15 protein-coding genes are annotated in these 17,345 nt (G+C 61.2%); 8 read left to right on the top strand and 7 right to left on the bottom strand.

Annotated elements, in window-relative coordinates; translation table 11 throughout:
* The first annotated feature begins 24 nt into the window (after positions 1-24).
* Positions 25-495 (top strand): nucleoside deaminase, encoded by a 471-nt coding sequence (locus tag BLP65_RS00500; protein WP_092991534.1) that lies wholly within the window; start codon positions 25-27, stop codon positions 493-495.
* Positions 496-718: 223 nt separating this feature from the next.
* On the top strand, positions 719-1,756 hold the full coding sequence (locus BLP65_RS00495) for a thioredoxin family protein (protein WP_092992272.1): 1,038 nt from the start codon (positions 719-721) through the stop codon (positions 1,754-1,756).
* 139 nt (positions 1,757-1,895) lie between these two features.
* On the opposite strand, the gene BLP65_RS00490 is transcribed toward BLP65_RS00495, so the two are convergent.
* From BLP65_RS00490 to hpnD, 3 genes are read right to left on the bottom strand one after another with little or no spacing between them, the layout of a single operon-like run.
* Positions 1,896-2,633 (bottom strand): YciK family oxidoreductase, encoded by a 738-nt coding sequence (locus tag BLP65_RS00490; protein WP_399350779.1) that lies wholly within the window; start codon positions 2,631-2,633, stop codon positions 1,896-1,898.
* A gap of 30 nt (positions 2,634-2,663) precedes the next feature.
* A complete protein-coding gene (gene hpnE / locus BLP65_RS00485) occupies positions 2,664-3,992 on the bottom strand; it encodes a hydroxysqualene dehydroxylase HpnE (protein ID WP_092991531.1) in 1,329 nt (442 codons plus the stop codon).
* A gap of 19 nt (positions 3,993-4,011) precedes the next feature.
* Positions 4,012-4,884, bottom strand: a complete 873-nt coding sequence (hpnD, locus tag BLP65_RS00480) for a presqualene diphosphate synthase HpnD (protein WP_092991529.1) — start codon at positions 4,882-4,884, stop codon at positions 4,012-4,014.
* 111 nt (positions 4,885-4,995) lie between these two features.
* Between hpnD and cysC the strand changes: the two genes are divergently transcribed.
* The gene (cysC, locus tag BLP65_RS00475; RefSeq protein WP_092991527.1) at positions 4,996-5,628 is read left to right on the top strand and encodes an adenylyl-sulfate kinase; all 633 of its coding nucleotides are present in this window, start codon (positions 4,996-4,998) and stop codon (positions 5,626-5,628) included.
* On the opposite strand, the gene hpnC is transcribed toward cysC, so the two are convergent.
* From hpnC to BLP65_RS00455, 4 genes are all read right to left on the bottom strand, one after another.
* Positions 5,564-6,484 (bottom strand): squalene synthase HpnC, encoded by a 921-nt coding sequence (gene hpnC, locus BLP65_RS00470; RefSeq protein ID WP_092991525.1) that lies wholly within the window; start codon positions 6,482-6,484, stop codon positions 5,564-5,566. The genes cysC and hpnC overlap by 65 nt on opposite strands.
* Positions 6,485-6,527: 43 nt before the next feature.
* Positions 6,528-7,208, bottom strand: coding sequence for an HAD family hydrolase (locus BLP65_RS00465; protein ID WP_092991523.1), 681 nt, complete (start codon positions 7,206-7,208; stop codon positions 6,528-6,530).
* The gene (gene ubiG, locus BLP65_RS00460; protein WP_092991521.1) at positions 7,205-7,915 is read right to left on the bottom strand and encodes a bifunctional 2-polyprenyl-6-hydroxyphenol methylase/3-demethylubiquinol 3-O-methyltransferase UbiG; all 711 of its coding nucleotides are present in this window, start codon (positions 7,913-7,915) and stop codon (positions 7,205-7,207) included. Before ubiG ends, BLP65_RS00465 begins: the two co-directional genes overlap by 4 nt.
* A gap of 118 nt (positions 7,916-8,033) precedes the next feature.
* A complete protein-coding gene (locus BLP65_RS00455) occupies positions 8,034-9,347 on the bottom strand; it encodes a TRZ/ATZ family hydrolase (RefSeq protein WP_092992270.1) in 1,314 nt (437 codons plus the stop codon).
* A gap of 218 nt (positions 9,348-9,565) precedes the next feature.
* Here BLP65_RS00455 and mtnA point away from each other — a divergent pair, with 218 nt between their 5' ends.
* The 5 genes from mtnA (at position 9,566) to pheA (ending at position 17,285) form a co-directional block, all read left to right on the top strand.
* Positions 9,566-10,615, top strand: a complete 1,050-nt coding sequence (mtnA, locus tag BLP65_RS00450) for an S-methyl-5-thioribose-1-phosphate isomerase (RefSeq protein WP_217631859.1) — start codon at positions 9,566-9,568, stop codon at positions 10,613-10,615.
* 190 nt (positions 10,616-10,805) lie between these two features.
* Positions 10,806-13,388, top strand: a complete 2,583-nt coding sequence (gyrA, locus tag BLP65_RS00445) for a DNA gyrase subunit A (protein ID WP_092991517.1) — start codon at positions 10,806-10,808, stop codon at positions 13,386-13,388.
* Between the two features lie 118 nt (positions 13,389-13,506).
* Positions 13,507-14,580 carry a 3-phosphoserine/phosphohydroxythreonine transaminase gene (gene serC / locus BLP65_RS00440; protein ID WP_092991515.1) on the top strand — a complete coding sequence of 358 codons (1,074 nt, stop codon included), beginning with the start codon at positions 13,507-13,509 and terminating at the stop codon, positions 14,578-14,580.
* A 370-nt stretch (positions 14,581-14,950) separates the two neighbouring features.
* Positions 14,951-16,120, top strand: coding sequence for a phosphoglycerate dehydrogenase (locus BLP65_RS00435; protein ID WP_092991513.1), 1,170 nt, complete (start codon positions 14,951-14,953; stop codon positions 16,118-16,120).
* Positions 16,121-16,202: 82 nt separating this feature from the next.
* Positions 16,203-17,285, top strand: coding sequence for a prephenate dehydratase (gene pheA / locus BLP65_RS00430; RefSeq protein ID WP_092991511.1), 1,083 nt, complete (start codon positions 16,203-16,205; stop codon positions 17,283-17,285).
* Positions 17,286-17,345: the final 60 nt, after the last annotated feature.

Raw genomic sequence — 17,345 nt, 5'->3', positions numbered from 1 at the left:
GGGTGTTCACTCAAGGGGTTTTGAATGGAACCGGACCGTTCCTTTCTGGAAACCGCAGTGCGACTGGCTGAGCGATCGGTGGAGGAGGGCGGTGGACCGTTCGGGGCGCTGGTGGTCCGCGATGGACAGATTATCGGCAATGGCACCAACTGCGTGACACTCGATAATGACCCTACGGCTCATGCCGAAGTACGCGCGATTCGCGATGCCTGCCGTAACCTGGGAGATTATTCCCTGGCGGGCTGTACGCTCTATGTCAGTTGTGCCCCCTGCCCCATGTGTCTCAGTGCGGCCTATTGGGCACGGTTGGATGCCATCTTTTTTGCTGCACCGCGCGAGGCCGCTGCCGAGGCGGGATTCGATGACCTGTTCATCGCCGACGAACTGGCACGGACTCCCGAGGAGCGGCAGCTGCCTTCGCAACAGGTCGATATCCCCGGGGCCGAACGTCCCTTTGCCCTCTGGTCCGCAAAACCGGACCGCGCCGAGTATTAGGTCCGGAGGACCGCCTGCTACAACCCCTCATCCGAATCTTCTCCCTCGCGGACAAGGGACAAAAGCCTCTTTCAACAGTCGTTAGGCCACAGCGAAGTTATCCCTATCCCCTCTGGGCAGGAGCGACTGCCCCCAGCTTTTCGGAGAACCCCGCGAGTGGCGTACCTCCATTTACGGAGATATAGTCAGTCTTATTATAAAAAAGAACATGAGGATGGAGGAGATGATAAAACCATTACAGCTGTTGATGCTGGTGGGACTGGTCGGAATGACTGCTGCTGCCTTCGGTGTCGACGAAAAACTGGAAGAGGGTGGCGTCAATCCGGGTTATCACCCCCAGCCCGATTGGTTCAAGCAATCCTTCCTGGATCTGAACGAGGATGTGGAGGACGCGGTCGAGGAGGGAAAACGGCTGCTTCTCTACTTCTATCAGGATGGTTGCCCCTACTGTGCCAAGCTGTTGCAGGACAACTTTGGTCAGCGGGTGATCGCCCAAAAGACTCAGGACTCCTATGAGGTCGTGGCAATCAACCTGTGGGGCGACCGGGAGGTCACCAATCTGGAAGGAGAGGTGGTCACCGAAAAGCAGTTTGCCGCGGATCTGAAGGTAATGTTCACCCCGACGCTGCTCTTCCTGGATGAGCAGGGTGGAACGGCGCTACGGGTCAATGGCTACTATCATCCCGCGAAATTCATCTCGGCGCTGGAGTACGCATCGACGGATCGGGAGGCCGACTTTTCGGTTTTTCTGGCGAAGCAACAGCAGCAAGGGGCCTCGGAAACCCTCAATGAGGCACCGTTTTTCCAGGAGCCGCCCTTTGCCCTGGCACGGTCGGAAAGCCTTCCCGCCGAGCGCCCGCTTGTGGTGCTCTTCGAGCAGCCCCGGTGTGCTGCCTGTGACGAATTTCACCAGGATGTGCTGACACGGGAGGAGATGCCCGGTTTTTTCCGTGCCTTTGATGTGGTGCAACTCGATCGCTGGGCCGATACCCCGGTGCTGACGCCTGATGGTGAACGCACCACCGCCCGGCAATGGGCCGACTCCATGGAGGTCAAGTACACGCCCGGCATGCTGTTTTTCGACGAGACGGGACGCGAGGTCTTCCGGACCGAGGCCTACCTGAAGAGCTTTCATGTACAGTCGGCTCTGGAATACGTGGCCTCCGGGGCCTACCGTGACGTTCCGGAATTCCAGCGCTTCGTGCAGGCCCGCGCCGAACGACTCGAGGCCGAGGGGGGGCATGTGGATATCTGGGATTGAGATGACCGCTTAACTATACGGATCACCACAGAGGACACAGAGAACAGAATTATGTGGAAGCAGCGGTGACGGGCATTCTCTGAATGCGCCGTTTCCGATGCAGGTGCGAGCTTTCGACGGTGCACTTGAAGAGTGCACCCTATGCGTTCAGCTGCTGACCCGTAATGCCGCGACTCTCCGGACCCATCAGGTAGAGGTAGGGACCCATGAGTTCTTCGGGTAACGGGACCGTGTTGGGATCTTCGCCGGGGTAGGCGTGGGCACGCATGTTGGTGCGTGCCGGACCGGGATCCAGGCTGTTGACCCGTACGCGGGTGTTGACCTCGAGCTCATCGGCCCAGATCTGCATCATGTTTTCGCAGGCGGCGTTGGAGATCCCGTAAGCACCCCAGTAGGCGCGACCCTTGCGGCCGACTTCCGAGGTGGTGAACACGACCGAGGCGTCATCGGACGCCTTTAGCAGGTCGAGCAGGGCGGCTGTCATCATGAAGGGGGCATTCAGGTTGGTCTGCATCACCCGTGACCACAATTCGATGCTGTACTGCGACAGGGGCGTAAGCTGGCCCTGGGTGGCGGCGTTATGCAGCAGCCCGTCCAGTCGTCCGAACTCCTTTTCGACGGTGGCGGCGAGCTCCGCGTAATCCTTTGGCGCTGCGCCTTCCAGATTCATCGGGTAGATTGCCGGGAGGGGGTGCCCGGCCTGCTCGATCGCGTCGTAGGTATCCTCCAGCTTGCGGATGGTGCGCCCGAGGAGGATTACGGTTGCACCATGGGCTGCAAAGCCCTTTGCCGCTGCGGCCCCGAGACCGCCGCCGGCACCGGTGACCAGGATGATCCGCTCTTTCAGGAGATCTGCGGGGGGCTGATACTGTTTCAAATCGTCGGGAGGAACGGATGCCATCGGAATTCAGGATGTTGGTAAAGGACCGGCATTATCCATGATGTGGCGTGCACATTGAACCCCGCTGCGAACCGCCCCCTCCAGGGTGGCGGGATAGCCGGTCGCAGTGTAGTCTCCGGCCAGCCAGAGCCCCCTCACCGGAGTCGTTGCCCGGGGGCGCAGGCTATCGACTCCTGCCTCGCAGGCAAACGTCGCCCGCTTTTCCCGGATAACGGTACTGTTGAGGGGTGGAGGACTGCCCGGTAGCAGACGGGATAGCTCGTCAGAGACGGCGGTAATCAGTTGCCGGTTTTCCATCGAGAGATGGGGACCGTCTGCACTGATGACCGCGGCTATCAGGCCGGGTTGTCCACAAATGCTGCGGTCAAATACCCACTGTGTATAGGTGCCGACCATTCCCAGCATGGGGGCGGGGAGCCGGGTCTCTTGCGGGTAATGGAGGTAGATCGTGGTGATGGATTCGTAGGAGAGTCGGAACAGCCGTTCGGCGGTATCTGCGAGCGCCGCATGCGGTTGCAGCAGGCGGGCAGCCGTGATCGGCGGCACGGCCAGTACTACCTGGTCGGCCAAAATCGTTTGGTCGCCGGTCTCGATGCCGATGATGCGGTTGTCCTCGACCAGCAGTCGGTTGGCCCGCCGCCCGAGCTGCACATGGCCGCCTCTCTGCTCGATGAAGTCGACAGCAGGCACTGGAAAGATACGCCCGAGCCCGGTACGGGGAATCAGCAGGTCGGCATTGCCTCGATTCCCGGTGAAGGCATCCCGCAGTACGGCAAGAAACGCCCGCGCCGAAGCCCGCGCAATCGGCGTGTTGAGGGTGGCAAGGCACAGAGGCTCCCAGAGACGCCTGGTCAGGTCGGTGTTCTGTCCCTCGCGCTCCAGTAGCAGGGCGACCGTGCAATCCTCCGCCAGGGCGAATTTCCGTCGCCACAGGCGGTAGGCCATCTTTACAGCGGCACTTCGTTGCCGGAGTGACAGGCCCCTGGCTCGCAGTAGCCCGCCGCCGATATGCATTGGGCTCGGAAGCGGCAGCGACGCGAGGTCCAGGTCCTGGCCATCACCTCTGATGGCCAGGCGGAGCGGTGTTCGGGCGAAGAGGTCGGACTCCCTGAGACCGATGCTCTCCATGAGACGCAGGGTTTCCCGGTAGGCGCCGATCAGCAGGTGCTGACCGTTGTCGATGTTCAGTTCCCCGAAGCGCACGCAGCGTGCCCGTCCGCCAGGCTGACGGGCCGATTCCAGGATCTGAACAGAATAGCCTCTGGCCGCCAGTTCGACGCCGGCCGCCAGTCCGGCCCAACCGGCGCCCAGCACCAGTATCGGTTTTGGTTTCATGACCGCGCAGGGTTGGGTATCACCGGCGTTGCTCCCTGAGCCAGCGACGGTGACGGGCGGCTTCACGGCGTGCCGTGCGCCAGGCAAGCCAAAGTTTATGCCAGGATGGCAGCGAAATGCGTCGATTCAGTACGGGAAAGCCCTGCCTCTCTATCTCATCCAGCAGGCGCAGGTAAATGGCCGCCATCATCAGGGCTGCGCGTTGGCGATATCGGTCCTCTTCCGGTAGCCTGGAGAAGGCGGCGCGATAAAAGGTGCGGGCACGATCCGCCTGACATTTGAACAGCTCCCGCAGCGCCTCGGAGTCCCTACCTCGAATCAGATCTTCGGGGGTGATGCCGAAACGCGTCATCTCATCTTCCGGGATGTAGATTCGTCCCCGACGAGCATCTTCACCGACGTCTCGGAGGATGTTCGTGAGCTGAAAGGCCATGCCGAGGTCATGGGCATACCGCAGCGTGTGGCGCTCCTGGTAACCGAAGATTTCGGTCGAGAGCATTCCCACCACGCTGGCAACGCGGTAGCAGTAGAGCGAGAGCTCCTTGAAATCCGCGTAGCGGTTCTGATCGAGGTCCATCTCCATGCCATCTATGATTTCAAGGAAATGCTCTTCGGCCAGTTCATAGCGCTCCAGCATCGGCGCCAGGGCGCGGGTTACCGGATGCTGGGGGGTGCCGTGGAAAAGACGGCCGATTTCCTCCCGCCACGCCTGGAGTTGGGTGCGGGCAAGTGCCGGACTTGCGCTTTCGTCGACAATATCATCCACCTCCCGGCAAAATGCATAGAGGGCGGTGATGGCCCGACGCTGCTCCGAGGGGAGAAACAGAAAGCTGTAGTAGAAACTGGAACCGCTACGGGAAGTACGGTCCTGGCAGTACTCATCGGGCGTCATGAAGATTTTTTGATGTTAGGAAACAAGGATCCGCGCAGCCACGCCATCTTGAGTATAATGGCTCATCCTGGCGGTTGTAAGGGTGGAAAGTGAACGATATGGAGCCCCGAAATGCAGAAGAGCAGTAACGTGGTGTGGCAGGAGCAGAAGGTGAATCGGCAGGACAGGGAGCGCCTGAATGGTCACGGCAGTGTGGTATTGTGGTTCACCGGGCTCTCCGGTTCCGGTAAATCGACCGTGGCCCATGCGGTCGAAGAGCGGTTACACGGCTACCGCTGCCGTACGATCGTCCTGGACGGCGACAACGTTCGACACGGTCTGTGTGGCGACTTGGGGTTTTCCATCGATGATCGGCACGAAAACATCCGCCGCATTGGCGAAATGGCCAAGCTGTTTCTCGATGCCGGCGTGATCTCCCTGACCGCCTTCATCTCGCCCATGTGCAGTGACCGCAATCGGGTCCGCGAGCTGATTCCGGATGGTGAATTCCTCGAGATCTACTGCAAGTGTCCCATCGAAGTCTGTGAGGAGCGGGATGTGAAGGGGCTCTACCGAAGGGCCCGGGTGGGGGATATCAAGGAGTTTACCGGCATCTCTTCACCGTATGAAGAGCCGGAAAAGCCGGAGTTGACTATCGATACCCATGAGCTTTCGCTCGAGGAGAGCGTGGAGCAGGTTATCAATCTCCTGCACGATCGGGGAGTGCTGAGGGAGGAGAAGGTCTCCACGGCCGCAGGCTCCTGAATAGCATCCGTAGCAGATCGCGTCGCCGCAGCCGGGGACGGGCGAATACGTCCTCGGCTGCGGCCAATCGTTCCAGAACCGCCAGCCCGCCCTCCACGATCATCCGGATTTCGAGCCCGAATCGGCCCCTCAGCCGCGAGCCCAGGGGCGCTCCCTCCAGCATCATCGCGCGCGCCCGCGCCACCTGGGCGTTAAACAGTCGGCGCATGGCCGGGTCGCTCCGGCGCTGCTCGAAGTGCACCTCCGACACCCCCAGTGCCTCCATCTCATCAACCGGGATGTAGATGCGCCCGTTTTCATCGAAGTCCTGCGCCAGGTCCTGGTAGAAGTTGATGAGTTGCAGGGAGGTGCAAATGCGGTCCGACAGCGCGAGGTTTTCCGTACTGGCACTGCCGTGCAGATGCAGAAGCAGGCGACCAACCGGATTTGCCGAGCGTCGGCAATAGTCGAGCAGGTCTTCGAAGTCCCGGTAGCGTTTTCGGGTGACATCCTGGCGGAAGGCCGACAGGAGATCGAAAAAGAGCGATACCGGCAGTGGCTTGTGCTTGAGGACATCGGCCAGGGCAATAAATACCGGATCAGTCGGCGGTTGCCCCGCTGCGGTCTGCCCAAGCCGTCCCTGGTAGTCATCCAGCGCCTGCAGCCGGGTCTCGATATCGTCTGCCCCCTCGTCGGCGAGATCGTCGGCGGTACGGGCGAATGCGTACACTACCGCGACCGGACGGCGCATGGGGCGGGGGAGTATCCAGGAGGCGACCGGAAAGTTTTCGTAATGGGATTGCGCCAGGGATTGGCAGTGCCGATAGGCGGTCTCCACTGTATCTGGCGCTAGCGGTACTGGCGGTCTGTTCGTCATCCGCACCTCGTTTACACCGGTCTTTTCGCGGCTTCCGCCGCTCCTACAGGTTACTGGCGGGGGCGGTTGCGGTGAGCCAGTCGAGCACCAGCTGCGGCTCTTCGATCATGCCGTTGGCGCCCCAGTCACCGGGGTGGTCGGTTTCTCCCAAGTACCCCCAAAGCGCCACCAGGGTTGCCATACCGGCGTTGCGGCCGGCGACGATATCCCGCTCGGCATCGCCGATGTAGAGGCAGCTTTGCGGAGCCGTGCCTGTATCGTGGCAGGCCCGATGCATGGGGGCGGGATGCGGTTTGTTCTCCGGGACGGTATCGCCACTGACAATGGTCGCCGCCCGCTGACTGAGCCCCAGCGCAGCCATCAGCGGTTGGGTCAGCCAGGCGGGTTTGTTGGTAACGACGCCCCAGGCCATTTGGCGCCGCTCGAGTTCCGAAAGGAGTTCATCCATGCCGGGAAACAGTTGCGTGCGTGTGGCAATTTCGGCCCTGTAGTGCTCCAGCAGTGAACTGCGCAGCCGGTCGAAGTCGGGGGCGCCCGGCTCCAGGCCGAAGCCGAGCCGGATGAGGGCGATTCCTCCATGCGACACCACGGGGCGGATTGCCTCGTACCCCAGGGGCGCGCGGTCCTCCTCTATCAGAACTGCGTTTAATGCATCCGCCAGATCCGGGGCGGTGTCGGCCAAGGTACCGTCCAGATCGAACAGCACCGTCTTGATGATGCTCATTCTTCCCGTACGCAGTGGGCCAGGTAATTCACATCGACATTTCTGCCGAGGCTGTACTGGCGGGTCAGCGGGTTGTAACTCAGGCCCGTCAGCTCCCTGACCCGCAGACCGCCTTGGCGGGCCCAGCTCTCCATCTCCGAGGGACGAATAAACTTGGCGTAATCGTGGGTGCCTTTGGGCAGCAGCCGTAGCAGGTATTCGGCGCCGACGATGGCGAACAGGTACGATTTGGGATTTCGGTTCAGGGTGGAGAAAAACACCCTGCCGTCCGGTTTGACCAGCCGTGCACAGGCAGCGATGGCCGACGCCGGGTCGGGGACATGCTCCAGCATCTCCATGCAGGTCACCGCATCGAACGCTCCCGGCATCTCCTCCGCCAGGGCCTCTACCGTGATCTGTCGGTATTCGACCTTCACACCCGATTCGAGTTGGTGCAGACGTGCCACCGACAGCGGTGCCTCGCCCATATCGATGCCGGTGACCTCGGCGCCGCGTGCGGCCATGCTCTCGGAGAGAATGCCGCCGCCACAGCCCACGTCCAAAACCCTCTTCCCCGAAAGCCCGACCCGCTCGTCGACATAATCCAGGCGCAACGGATTGATTTCGTGCAGCGGCTTGAACTCGCTTTCCGGGTCCCACCAGCGCGAAGCCAGCTCCTCGAACTTGCGCAGCTCGCTCGGATCGACGTTGTGTACCTGTTCGTTCATCTTCTCTCTCGTGTTAACCACGGGGCACACGGGGATCACGGGGGATTCAGGGACTGCGTATATGGGTTCTCGCGGCCTTGTCGAATTTTTATCCCCGTGCCCCCCGTGGTTTAGCTACTCAATCAAATTCGCCCAACTTCTTTCGCCACTCCGCCGTGCGGGCGCGAAGCGCCTCGACGTCGATGGTGGTCAGTTCACCGTCCCGGAGCACGTGACGGCCCGCTACCCAGACATCGGTTACCTGATCGCGGCCGGCGGCGTAAACCAGCTGTGAAAGGGGATGATAGACCGGACTGGTTTCGATGTCGTCGAGCCGCACGGCAACCATATCGGCGGCCTTGCCGGGTTCCAGGGAACCCGTGACGCCGTCCAGGCCCAGAGCACGAGCCCCGTTCAGGGTTGCCATCCGCAGCGCCGCGGCGGCGGGGAGGGCGCTGGCATCCCCCGCCACGCCTTTGGCCAGCAGGGCGGCGGTGCGCATCTCGCTGAACAGGTCCAGGTCATTGTTGCTGGCGGGGCCGTCGGTGCCCAGGGCGGTATTGATGCCCGCTCCGAGCAGTTTTGCTGTTGGGCAGAATCCGCTTGCCAGCTTGAGGTTGGATTCCGGGCAGTGCGCCACATGGGCACCTCCTGCGGCAATCCGCTCGATCTCGTCCTGTTCCAACTGCGTCATGTGAACCGCCAGCAGGCGGGGTGACACCAGCCCGATTCGTTCCAGTCTCTCAATCGGACGCACTCCGAACTGCTGGACCGAATCGTTGATCTCATCCGCGGTCTCATGGAGGTGGATATGGACCGGGATGTCCAGCTCCTCCGCGTAGGTGGCAACCCTTTCCAGGGGGCCGTCCGATACGGTGTAGGGCGCGTGGGGGGCAAATGCGGTGGTCACCAGGGTGTCGTTGCGCAGCCCGTCGTGGACCTCCAGGGCCTTGTGCAGGTACTCATCGGCATTCTCCGCCCAGGCAGTCGGAAAGTCGATGATGATAAGTCCCACCACGGCTCGAATCCCGGCTTGCTTGGCCTGTCGTGCCACCTCGTCCGGGAAGAAGTACATGTCATTGAAGCAGGTGGTACCGCTGCGCAGCATCTCCGCCATCGCCAGCTGCGAGCCGTCGCGGACGAACTCCGGACTCACCCAGCGTGCCTCGGCCGGCCAGATGTGGCTCTTCAGCCACTCCATCAGCGGCAGGTCGTCGGCCAGACCGCGCATCAGCGACATGGCCGCATGGGTATGGGCGTTGATCAGACCCGGAATCAGGACATGGCCGGGCAGGTCGATTTCGTTTTCGGCCCGGTATTCGGCCCTGGCCGAATCGGTGGGACGAATCGCCACGATACGCCCGGCATCCACTGCGATGCTGTGGCGCTCGAGCACGCCCTCCGGTTCGACCGGAATCACCCAGCCGGCGTGAATCAGGGTTTCCACGTTCATGGGGGCAGAAAGATACAGGATTTCAGGCGCGGGATGCGAGTGGAACCGCCCCAGCACCGGAAATTTCCGTCCATGTAGGAGCGGCGGATGCCGCGAAAAGGGGCCGCGTCCCGATTCGTTAGCAATTGTGGCTTCCACCGCTCCTGCCCCGATGAGGGATCCGGGAAACCCGGTGAATGGTAGAATGTGCGCCGATATCGGACGCGAGACCCGTTTTTATGAAATACGACACCATACGTGCCGTCCTCTGGGAGGACGAACACCTGAAGCTGCTGGATCAGCGCCGACTGCCCGCCGAGGAGACGTATATAGAATACGACGAGCCGCTCGCCGTTGCCGGGGCCATTCGCGATATGGTGGTTCGTGGCGCGCCGGCCATCGGGGTAACCGCTGCCTATGGCGTAGTGCTGGCCGCGCGGCGCCGCTATGCGGCACAGCCCGAGGGCTGGCGGGAGGCCATCCGTGCCGATTTCGAGACACTGGCGGCATCGCGTCCGACCGCGGTGAATCTGTTTTGGGCGCTGGAGCGCATGGGACGGGTCATGGACACGGTCTCCGGAGAACCGGTCGCTCCGCTGCTCGCCGAGGCGCAGCGCATTCATGAGGAAGACGTGGCGGCCAATCGTCGTATGGGCGAGTTGGGCGCCGCGCTGATTGCTGCCGAGGGCCGGGGGGTTCTGACTCACTGCAATACCGGTTCGCTCGCCACCGGGGGCTACGGCACCGCGCTGGGAGTGATTCGCAGCGCCTTCGAACAGCAGCGCATCGCGCAGGTGTATGCCGATGAAACCCGGCCCTGGCTGCAGGGAGCCCGGCTCACTGCCTGGGAGCTGGTCAAGGACGGTATACCCGTGACGCTGCTGGCCGATGGTGCCGGCGCGGCGCTGATGCGGGAAGGGCGGGTGAGCTGGCTGATTGTCGGTTCCGATCGGATTGCCGCCAACGGCGACGTCGCCAACAAGATCGGCACCTACCACGCCGCTATCGCCGCGCGGTACCACGGAGTGAAGGTGATGGTGGTGGCGCCGACCTCCACGGTGGACATGAGTCTTCCCGGCGGTGATCGGATCCCGATCGAGAGCCGCTCTGCGGATGAGGTTCTGGGCTGTGGCGGCCGACCGGTTGCCGCTCCGGGGGCGAAGGCCTGGAATCCCGCCTTTGACGTGACGCCGGCGGAGCTGATCGATGCCATTGTTACCGAAAAGGGCGTGGTGGAGCAGCCGACCAGGGCGAAGATGGCGGACATGATGAAAAAGCCGGTGCTTTGAAAGCGCAAACGGGTGCGAGAGGCTCCCTCGGCCTTTCTGAGCCGTTTTATGCCGGATGCGGGGGCTGAGGCGGATATGGTATGATTGTGCCTATTTATCGGCTCCAGACCTGTATTTTGCCCCAGCAGCAGGAAATACAGGCATCCAGCGCCGGTTTCACCCGATTTCGAAGAAACGGACCTCCTGCTAGATGACGGAATTCGCCAAAGAAGTCCTCCCGATCAATATCGAGGAGGAGATGAAGCAGTCGTACCTCGATTACGCCATGAGCGTGATCGTGGGCCGCGCCCTTCCTGATGTCCGTGACGGCCTCAAACCGGTCCACCGGCGCGTGCTCTACGCCATGCGGGAGCTGGGCAACGAGTGGAACAAACCTTACAAGAAGTCGGCCCGCGTTGTCGGTGATGTGATTGGTAAGTACCACCCCCACGGCGACTCGGCGGTGTACGACACCATCGTCCGTATGGCACAGCCGTTTTCCCTGCGCTACATGCTGGTGGACGGGCAGGGTAACTTCGGTTCCGTCGACGGTGATTCGCCGGCGGCCATGCGATACACCGAAGTGCGCATGGCGCGCATCGCCCATGAAATGCTGGCGGACATCGACAAGGAAACCGTCGACTTCATCGCCAACTATGATGAATCGGAAAGCGAGCCGGAGGTCCTGCCCGCCCGGCTGCCGAATCTGTTGATCAACGGTTCGGCCGGTATTGCCGTGGGCATGGCCACCAATATCCCGCCTCACAATATCAGGGAAGTAGTGACCGGCTGTCTGGCGCTCATCGACGACCCGGATCTCGATATCGCCGGGCTGATGCGTTATATCCCCGGACCCGACTTTCCCACCGGCGGCATTATCAATGGCGCCCGCGGCATCCATGAGGCGTATCACACCGGGCGCGGCCGCATCTATGTGCGTGCTGTCACCGAGATTGAGACGCAGGACAATGGTCGCCAGCGTATTGTCGTCCATGAGTTGCCGTACCAGGTCAACAAGGCGCGTCTTCTGGAGAAGATTGCCGACCTGGTGAAGGAAAAGAAGATGGAGGGGATCAGCGAACTGCGCGATGAGTCCGACAAGGACGGCATGCGCATGGTGATCGAACTCAAGCGCGGCGAAGTCCCCGAAGTGGTCCTGAATAATCTCTACCAGCAGACGCAGATGCAGAACGTGTTCGGCATCAACATGGTGGCGCTGGTGGAGGGGCAGCCGCGGCTGCTCAACCTCAAGGCAGTGCTGGAGTCCTTCATCCGTCATCGCCGCGAGGTGGTCACCCGCCGTACCGTTTATGAACTGCGCAAGGCGCGCGAACGGGCCCATGTCCTGGAAGGACTGGCTATCGCGCTGGCCAATATCGACCCCATCATCAAGCTGATCCGGGAAGCCGCCAGTCCTGCCGAGGCCAAGGCGGGGCTGCTCTCCACTGTGTGGGAGTCCGGTATGGTGAATGCGATGCTGGAGGGCGCCGGCGCAGACGCCTCCCGTCCCGAAGGGCTCAGCAGGGAGTATGGCCTGGTCGAGGGTGGCTATCGGCTATCCGAAGCTCAGGCCCAGGCGATCCTCGACTTGCGACTGCACCGCCTTACCGGTCTGGAGCAGGACAAGATCCTCAGCGAGTACAAGGAACTGCTCAACACCATCGAGGGGCTCATCGAGATTTTGGAGAGCTACGAACGGCTGATGGAGGTGATTCGGGGTGAGCTCGAGGCTGTGCGTGAACAGTATGGTGATGAGCGGCGCACCGAGATCCTTGCCACTCATCTGGATCTGACCTTGGAGGATTTGATCAGCGAGGAGGATGTGGTGGTTACCCTCTCGCACGAGGGCTATGCCAAGGCCCAGCCGCTGGCCGATTATCGGGCCCAGCGCCGTGGTGGCCGGGGGCGCTCGGCAACCTCCATGAAAGATGCGGATTTCATCGACAAGCTGTTCGTGGCGAACACCCACGATACCATCCTCTGCTTCTCCAGCCGTGGTCGCGTTTACTGGCTGAAGGTTTACGAGTTGCCGCAGGCTGGGCGCAATGCCCGTGGCAAACCCATTATCAATCTGCTGCCACTGGAAGCGGAAGAACGCATCAATGCGGTCCTGCCCATCCGCGAGTTCGAGGAGGGCAAGTACGTCTTCATGGCCACCGCCAACGGTACGGTCAAGAAGACGCCGTTGGTTGATTTCTCACGTCGGCGTTCCACCGGCATCATTGCCATCGATCTGGTCGAGAAGGATCGCCTGGTGGGCGTGGATATCACCGATGGTGAACGGGAGGTGATGCTCTTCTCCACCAGCGGCAAGGCGATACGCTTCAACGAACGTGATGTACGCCCGCTCGGTCGGGTTTCGCGCGGCGTGCGCGGCATCCGGCTGAAGGAGAATCAGCAGGTGGTGTCGCTGATCGTTGCCGAGGGTGAGGGGTGCGTGCTGACCGCTACCGAAAACGGGTACGGCAAGCGCACCCGCACTGAAGAGTATCCGACCTACGGTCGCGGTGGTCAGGGCGTGATCTCCATCCAGACTGCCGGACGCAACGGTCCGGTAGTCGGTGCCGTGCTGGTGGAGGAGGAGCATCAGATTATGCTGATCACCAACGGTGGCACCCTGGTACGCATGCGGGTCGACGAGATCTCCGTCATGGGCCGTAATACCCAGGGCGTGAAGCTGATCAACCTCGATGAAGGGGAGAAGCTGGTCGGTATCGAACCAGTGGCCGAAACCGACGAAGAGGATGCCGAGGGCGCTGAGGGCGACGAGTCCGACGGCGAGTCCGCAGAATAAGTTGAAAACAGCATGAACCACGGGGCGCACGGGGTACACGGGGAGAATTCATTGGATAATCCCCCGTGCTCCCCGTGTACCCCGTGGTTCATTCGCTTTTCGTAATCAGGAGACTCAAATGGCACGGGTGTTTAACTTCAGTGCGGGGCCGGCGATGTTGCCGCAGGTGGTGATCGAGCGGGCCCGCGAGGAGATGCTGGACTGGCAGGGCAGTGGTATGTCGGTGATGGAGATGAGCCATCGCGGCAAGGAATTCATGTCGATCGCGGCAAAGGCGGAGGCCGATCTGCGTGAGCTGATGGGGATTCCCTCCAACTACAAGGTCCTGTTCCTGCAGGGCGGCGCCTCCAGTCAGTTCGCCATGGTTCCCATGAACCTGCTGCCGGGCAAGGGCAGGGCGGACTACATCAACACCGGCTCTTGGTCGAAGAAGGCGATTGCCGAAGCCAAGCGCTATGGCCAAGTGAATCTCGCGGCTGAAACCTCCATGACCTGTCCTGCACAGGATGCATTGCAACTGAGCGCGGATGCCGCCTACGTCCACTACACCCCGAATGAAACCATCCAGGGCGTCGAGTTCCCCTACGTCCCGGAGACCGGCGATATTCCGCTGGTGGCGGACATGTCCTCTACTATCCTGTCCCGGCCGATTGATGTCTCGCGATTCGGTGTCATCTATGCCGGCGCCCAGAAGAACATCGGCCCGGCAGGGCTGACGGTGGTCATCGTCCGCGAAGACCTGATCGGCGAGTGTCTCGAAGGCACCCCGAGCATGTTCCAGTACAAGACCCATGTCGATGCCGATTCCATGTACAACACGCCGCCCACCTACGCCTGGTATCTGTCGGGGCTGGTGTTCGACTGGCTGAAAAACGATATCGGCGGCCTGGACAAAATGGCCGAGATCAACGAGCGCAAGGCGAAGAAACTGTATGACGCCGTGGATGGCTCCGGCTTCTATGCTAATCCGGTCGAGCCCTCCTGCCGCTCCTGGATGAACGTACCCTTCACCCTTGCCAATGCTGATCTGGATGCCACGTTCCTGGAAGAAGCCGGGAAGCAGCGTCTGACCACTCTCAAAGGGCATCGCTCGGTCGGCGGCATGCGTGCCTCCATCTACAACGCCATGCCCGAAGAGGGTGTAGACGCGCTGGTGGCTTTCATGGCCGACTTCGAAAAGCGCCATGGGTAAAAAATATTGACCGCTAAGGACGCGAAGAGGCGCTAAGGTAAACCGGTCCGTCACTGGGTTAAGCTCGGCCGCTTCTGAAGGGGCGGTGATTGAGCGGGTAGCATCGCTCGACTTTAAGAGTTTGAGCGTGGCTCTCCAAAACTCTTTAGCGAACCTTCGTGTCGCCATGAGTGAAAAGTATTAACCGCTAAGGACGCGAAGAGGCGCTAAGGTAAACCGGTCCGTTACCGGATTAAGCTCGGCCGCTTCTGAAGGGGGCGGTGATTGAGCGGGTAGCATCGCTGGACTCTTAGAGTTTGAGCGTGGCGCTCCAAAACCCTTAGCGAATCTTCGCGTCCTTTGCGGTAAACAAACGATCCGGAGGTTGGGGATGTACAAAATTTTGACGTTGAACAATATCTCAGTGGCAGGGTTGGAGAAACTGCCGCGGGAGCGGTACGAGGTTGCTTCGGAGATCCAGCATCCGGATGCCATCCTGCTGCGTTCCTTCAAGATGCACGGTATGGAGATCCCCAAGTCGCTGAAGGCGGTGGGGCGAGCCGGGGCCGGGGTGAACAACATTCCCGTCGAGGATATGAGCAAACGGGGCATACCCGTATTCAATGCGCCGGGCGCCAACTCCAATGCGGTCAAGGAGCTGGTGATCGCCGGCATGCTCATCGCTTGCCGCAATATCGGGCCGGCCTGGGATTTCGCTCGCGGGCTGGAGGGAACCGATGCCGAAATCAGCAAGCAGGTCGAGGCCGGCAAGAAAAACTTTGGCGGCTATGAGCTGCCGGGGCGCACCCTGGGGGTGATCGGTCTCGGGGCCATCGGCGGTCGCGTCGCAAACGCCGCGATTTCCCTGGGCATGAACGTCATCGGTTTCGATCCCGGCATCACCGTAGAGGGGGCCTGGGCCCTCGATGCGGGGGTGCGTAAGGCCGCCAGTATCGATGAAGTCCTCACCCATTCGGACTTCGTGACCTTTCATGTGCCGCTGGTGGATGCTACCCGTGACCTCATCAATGCCGACCGTCTGAAACGCATGCGGGACGGCGTGGTGATCCTGAACTTTGCCCGTGACGGCATCGTTGACGACAAGGCGGTGGTCGAGGCCATCGCTTCAGGCAAGGTCTATGGCTATGTCTGTGACTTCCCCAGCAATCTGCTGAAGGACACCCCCAAGGTCGTTAGCCTGCCGCATCTGGGCGCATCGACCCGGGAGGCGGAAGAAAACTGTGCGGTGATGGTGGCCGAGCAGGTACGGGACTACCTCGAGACGGGCAACATCGTCAATTCCGTGAATTTCCCCGAAGTCATCATGCCGCGCGCCGAGAACTGTTATCGGTTGGTGGTGGTGAACAGCAACGTGCCGAACATGCTGGGACAAATCTCCACCAAGCTCGCGGACACGGGCGTCAATATCCACGACATGCTCAACAAGTCGAAGGGTGAACTCGCCTACACGCTGGTGGATGTCGATCAGGCAATTCCCGAGTCCTGTGTGGCCGATATCGAGGCCATCGACGGCGTGCTTGCGGTGCGAGTAATCGACTGAACTGAAAATTTCGCGACAGAGGGCACAGAGTTTTACGTTATTGTCTCTTTGTTTTCTGTGGCTATTTGTGTAGACGACGTCAATGAGTGAAGAGCGACTTCAGGCGATCCGCGAGCGCATCGATGCGCTGGACGGGCAGATCCAGGATCTGATTGCAGAGCGGGCGGCGCTCGCCCAGGAAGTGGCGCGCGTGAAGCTGGATGCGGGCGAGGAGGCTTTGTTCTATCGCGCCGAACGTGAGGCGCAGATCCTGCGGCGGGTAAAGGAGCGCAACAACGGACCCTTGTCCGACGAAACCATGGCCCGGCTGTTCCGGGAGGTCATGTCGGCCTGTCTGGCTCTGGAGCAGCCGATGACCATCGCCTTTCTGGGGCCCGAGGGAACGTTCTCCCAGGAAGCGGTGCTGAAGCATTTCGGCCATGCCATCAAGGGTGCTCCGCAGGCCGCTATCGACGAGGTCTTTCGCGAGGTGGAGGCCGGCAGTGCCGATTATGGCGTGGTGCCCGTTGAGAATTCGACGGAAGGTGCGGTGAATATCACGCTGGATCTGCTGCTGCGCACGTCCTTGAAAATCTGCGGCGAAGTCGAGTTGCGGATCCATGATCATCTGATGTCGCGGGAGCGTTCGCTCGAGGGGATCCGAACCATCTACTCTCATGCGCAGTCGTTTGCCCAGTGCCGGGAGTGGCTGGACAGCCATCTGCCCAATGTCAGGCGGGTCGCCGTCAGCAGTAACTCCGAAGCTGCCCGCATGGCCGCAGCGGAGAATGGAGCGGCTGCCGTGGCCGGTGCTACTGCCGCTGAATTGTTCGGGTTGAATCGACTGGCTGAGAACATCGAGGATATCCCCGACAATACGACCCGGTTTCTAATACTCGGCCGGGAGGACACGCCACCAAGCGGCGAGGACAAGACCTCGCTGCTGGTGTCCAGCCGGAATGAGTCAGGAGCGCTGTTTCAGTTACTGAAGCCGCTGGCCGATAACGGCGTATCGATGACCCGTATCGAGTCCCGGCCATCCCGGCAAGGCATGTGGGAGTACGTCTTCTTCGTGGACCTTGAAGGCCATCGGGAGATGCCGGCGGTGGCCAGCGCACTCGTCGAACTGGAGCGAAACGCCTCCCTGTTCAAGGTGCTCGGTTCGTTTCCCAAGGCGGCGTTGTAATGAATTTGGTTTAGCCACAGAGAACACGGAGAGCTGCGGATTAACCGCGGGGGACACGGG

Origin of the sequence: Thiohalomonas denitrificans (genome assembly GCF_900102855.1) — a bacterium.
GTDB classification, from domain to species: domain Bacteria; phylum Pseudomonadota; class Gammaproteobacteria; order Thiohalomonadales; family Thiohalomonadaceae; genus Thiohalomonas; species Thiohalomonas denitrificans.
Note: the sequence above shows the minus strand (reverse complement) of the source record. Positions and strands in the feature narration are given on the sequence as shown.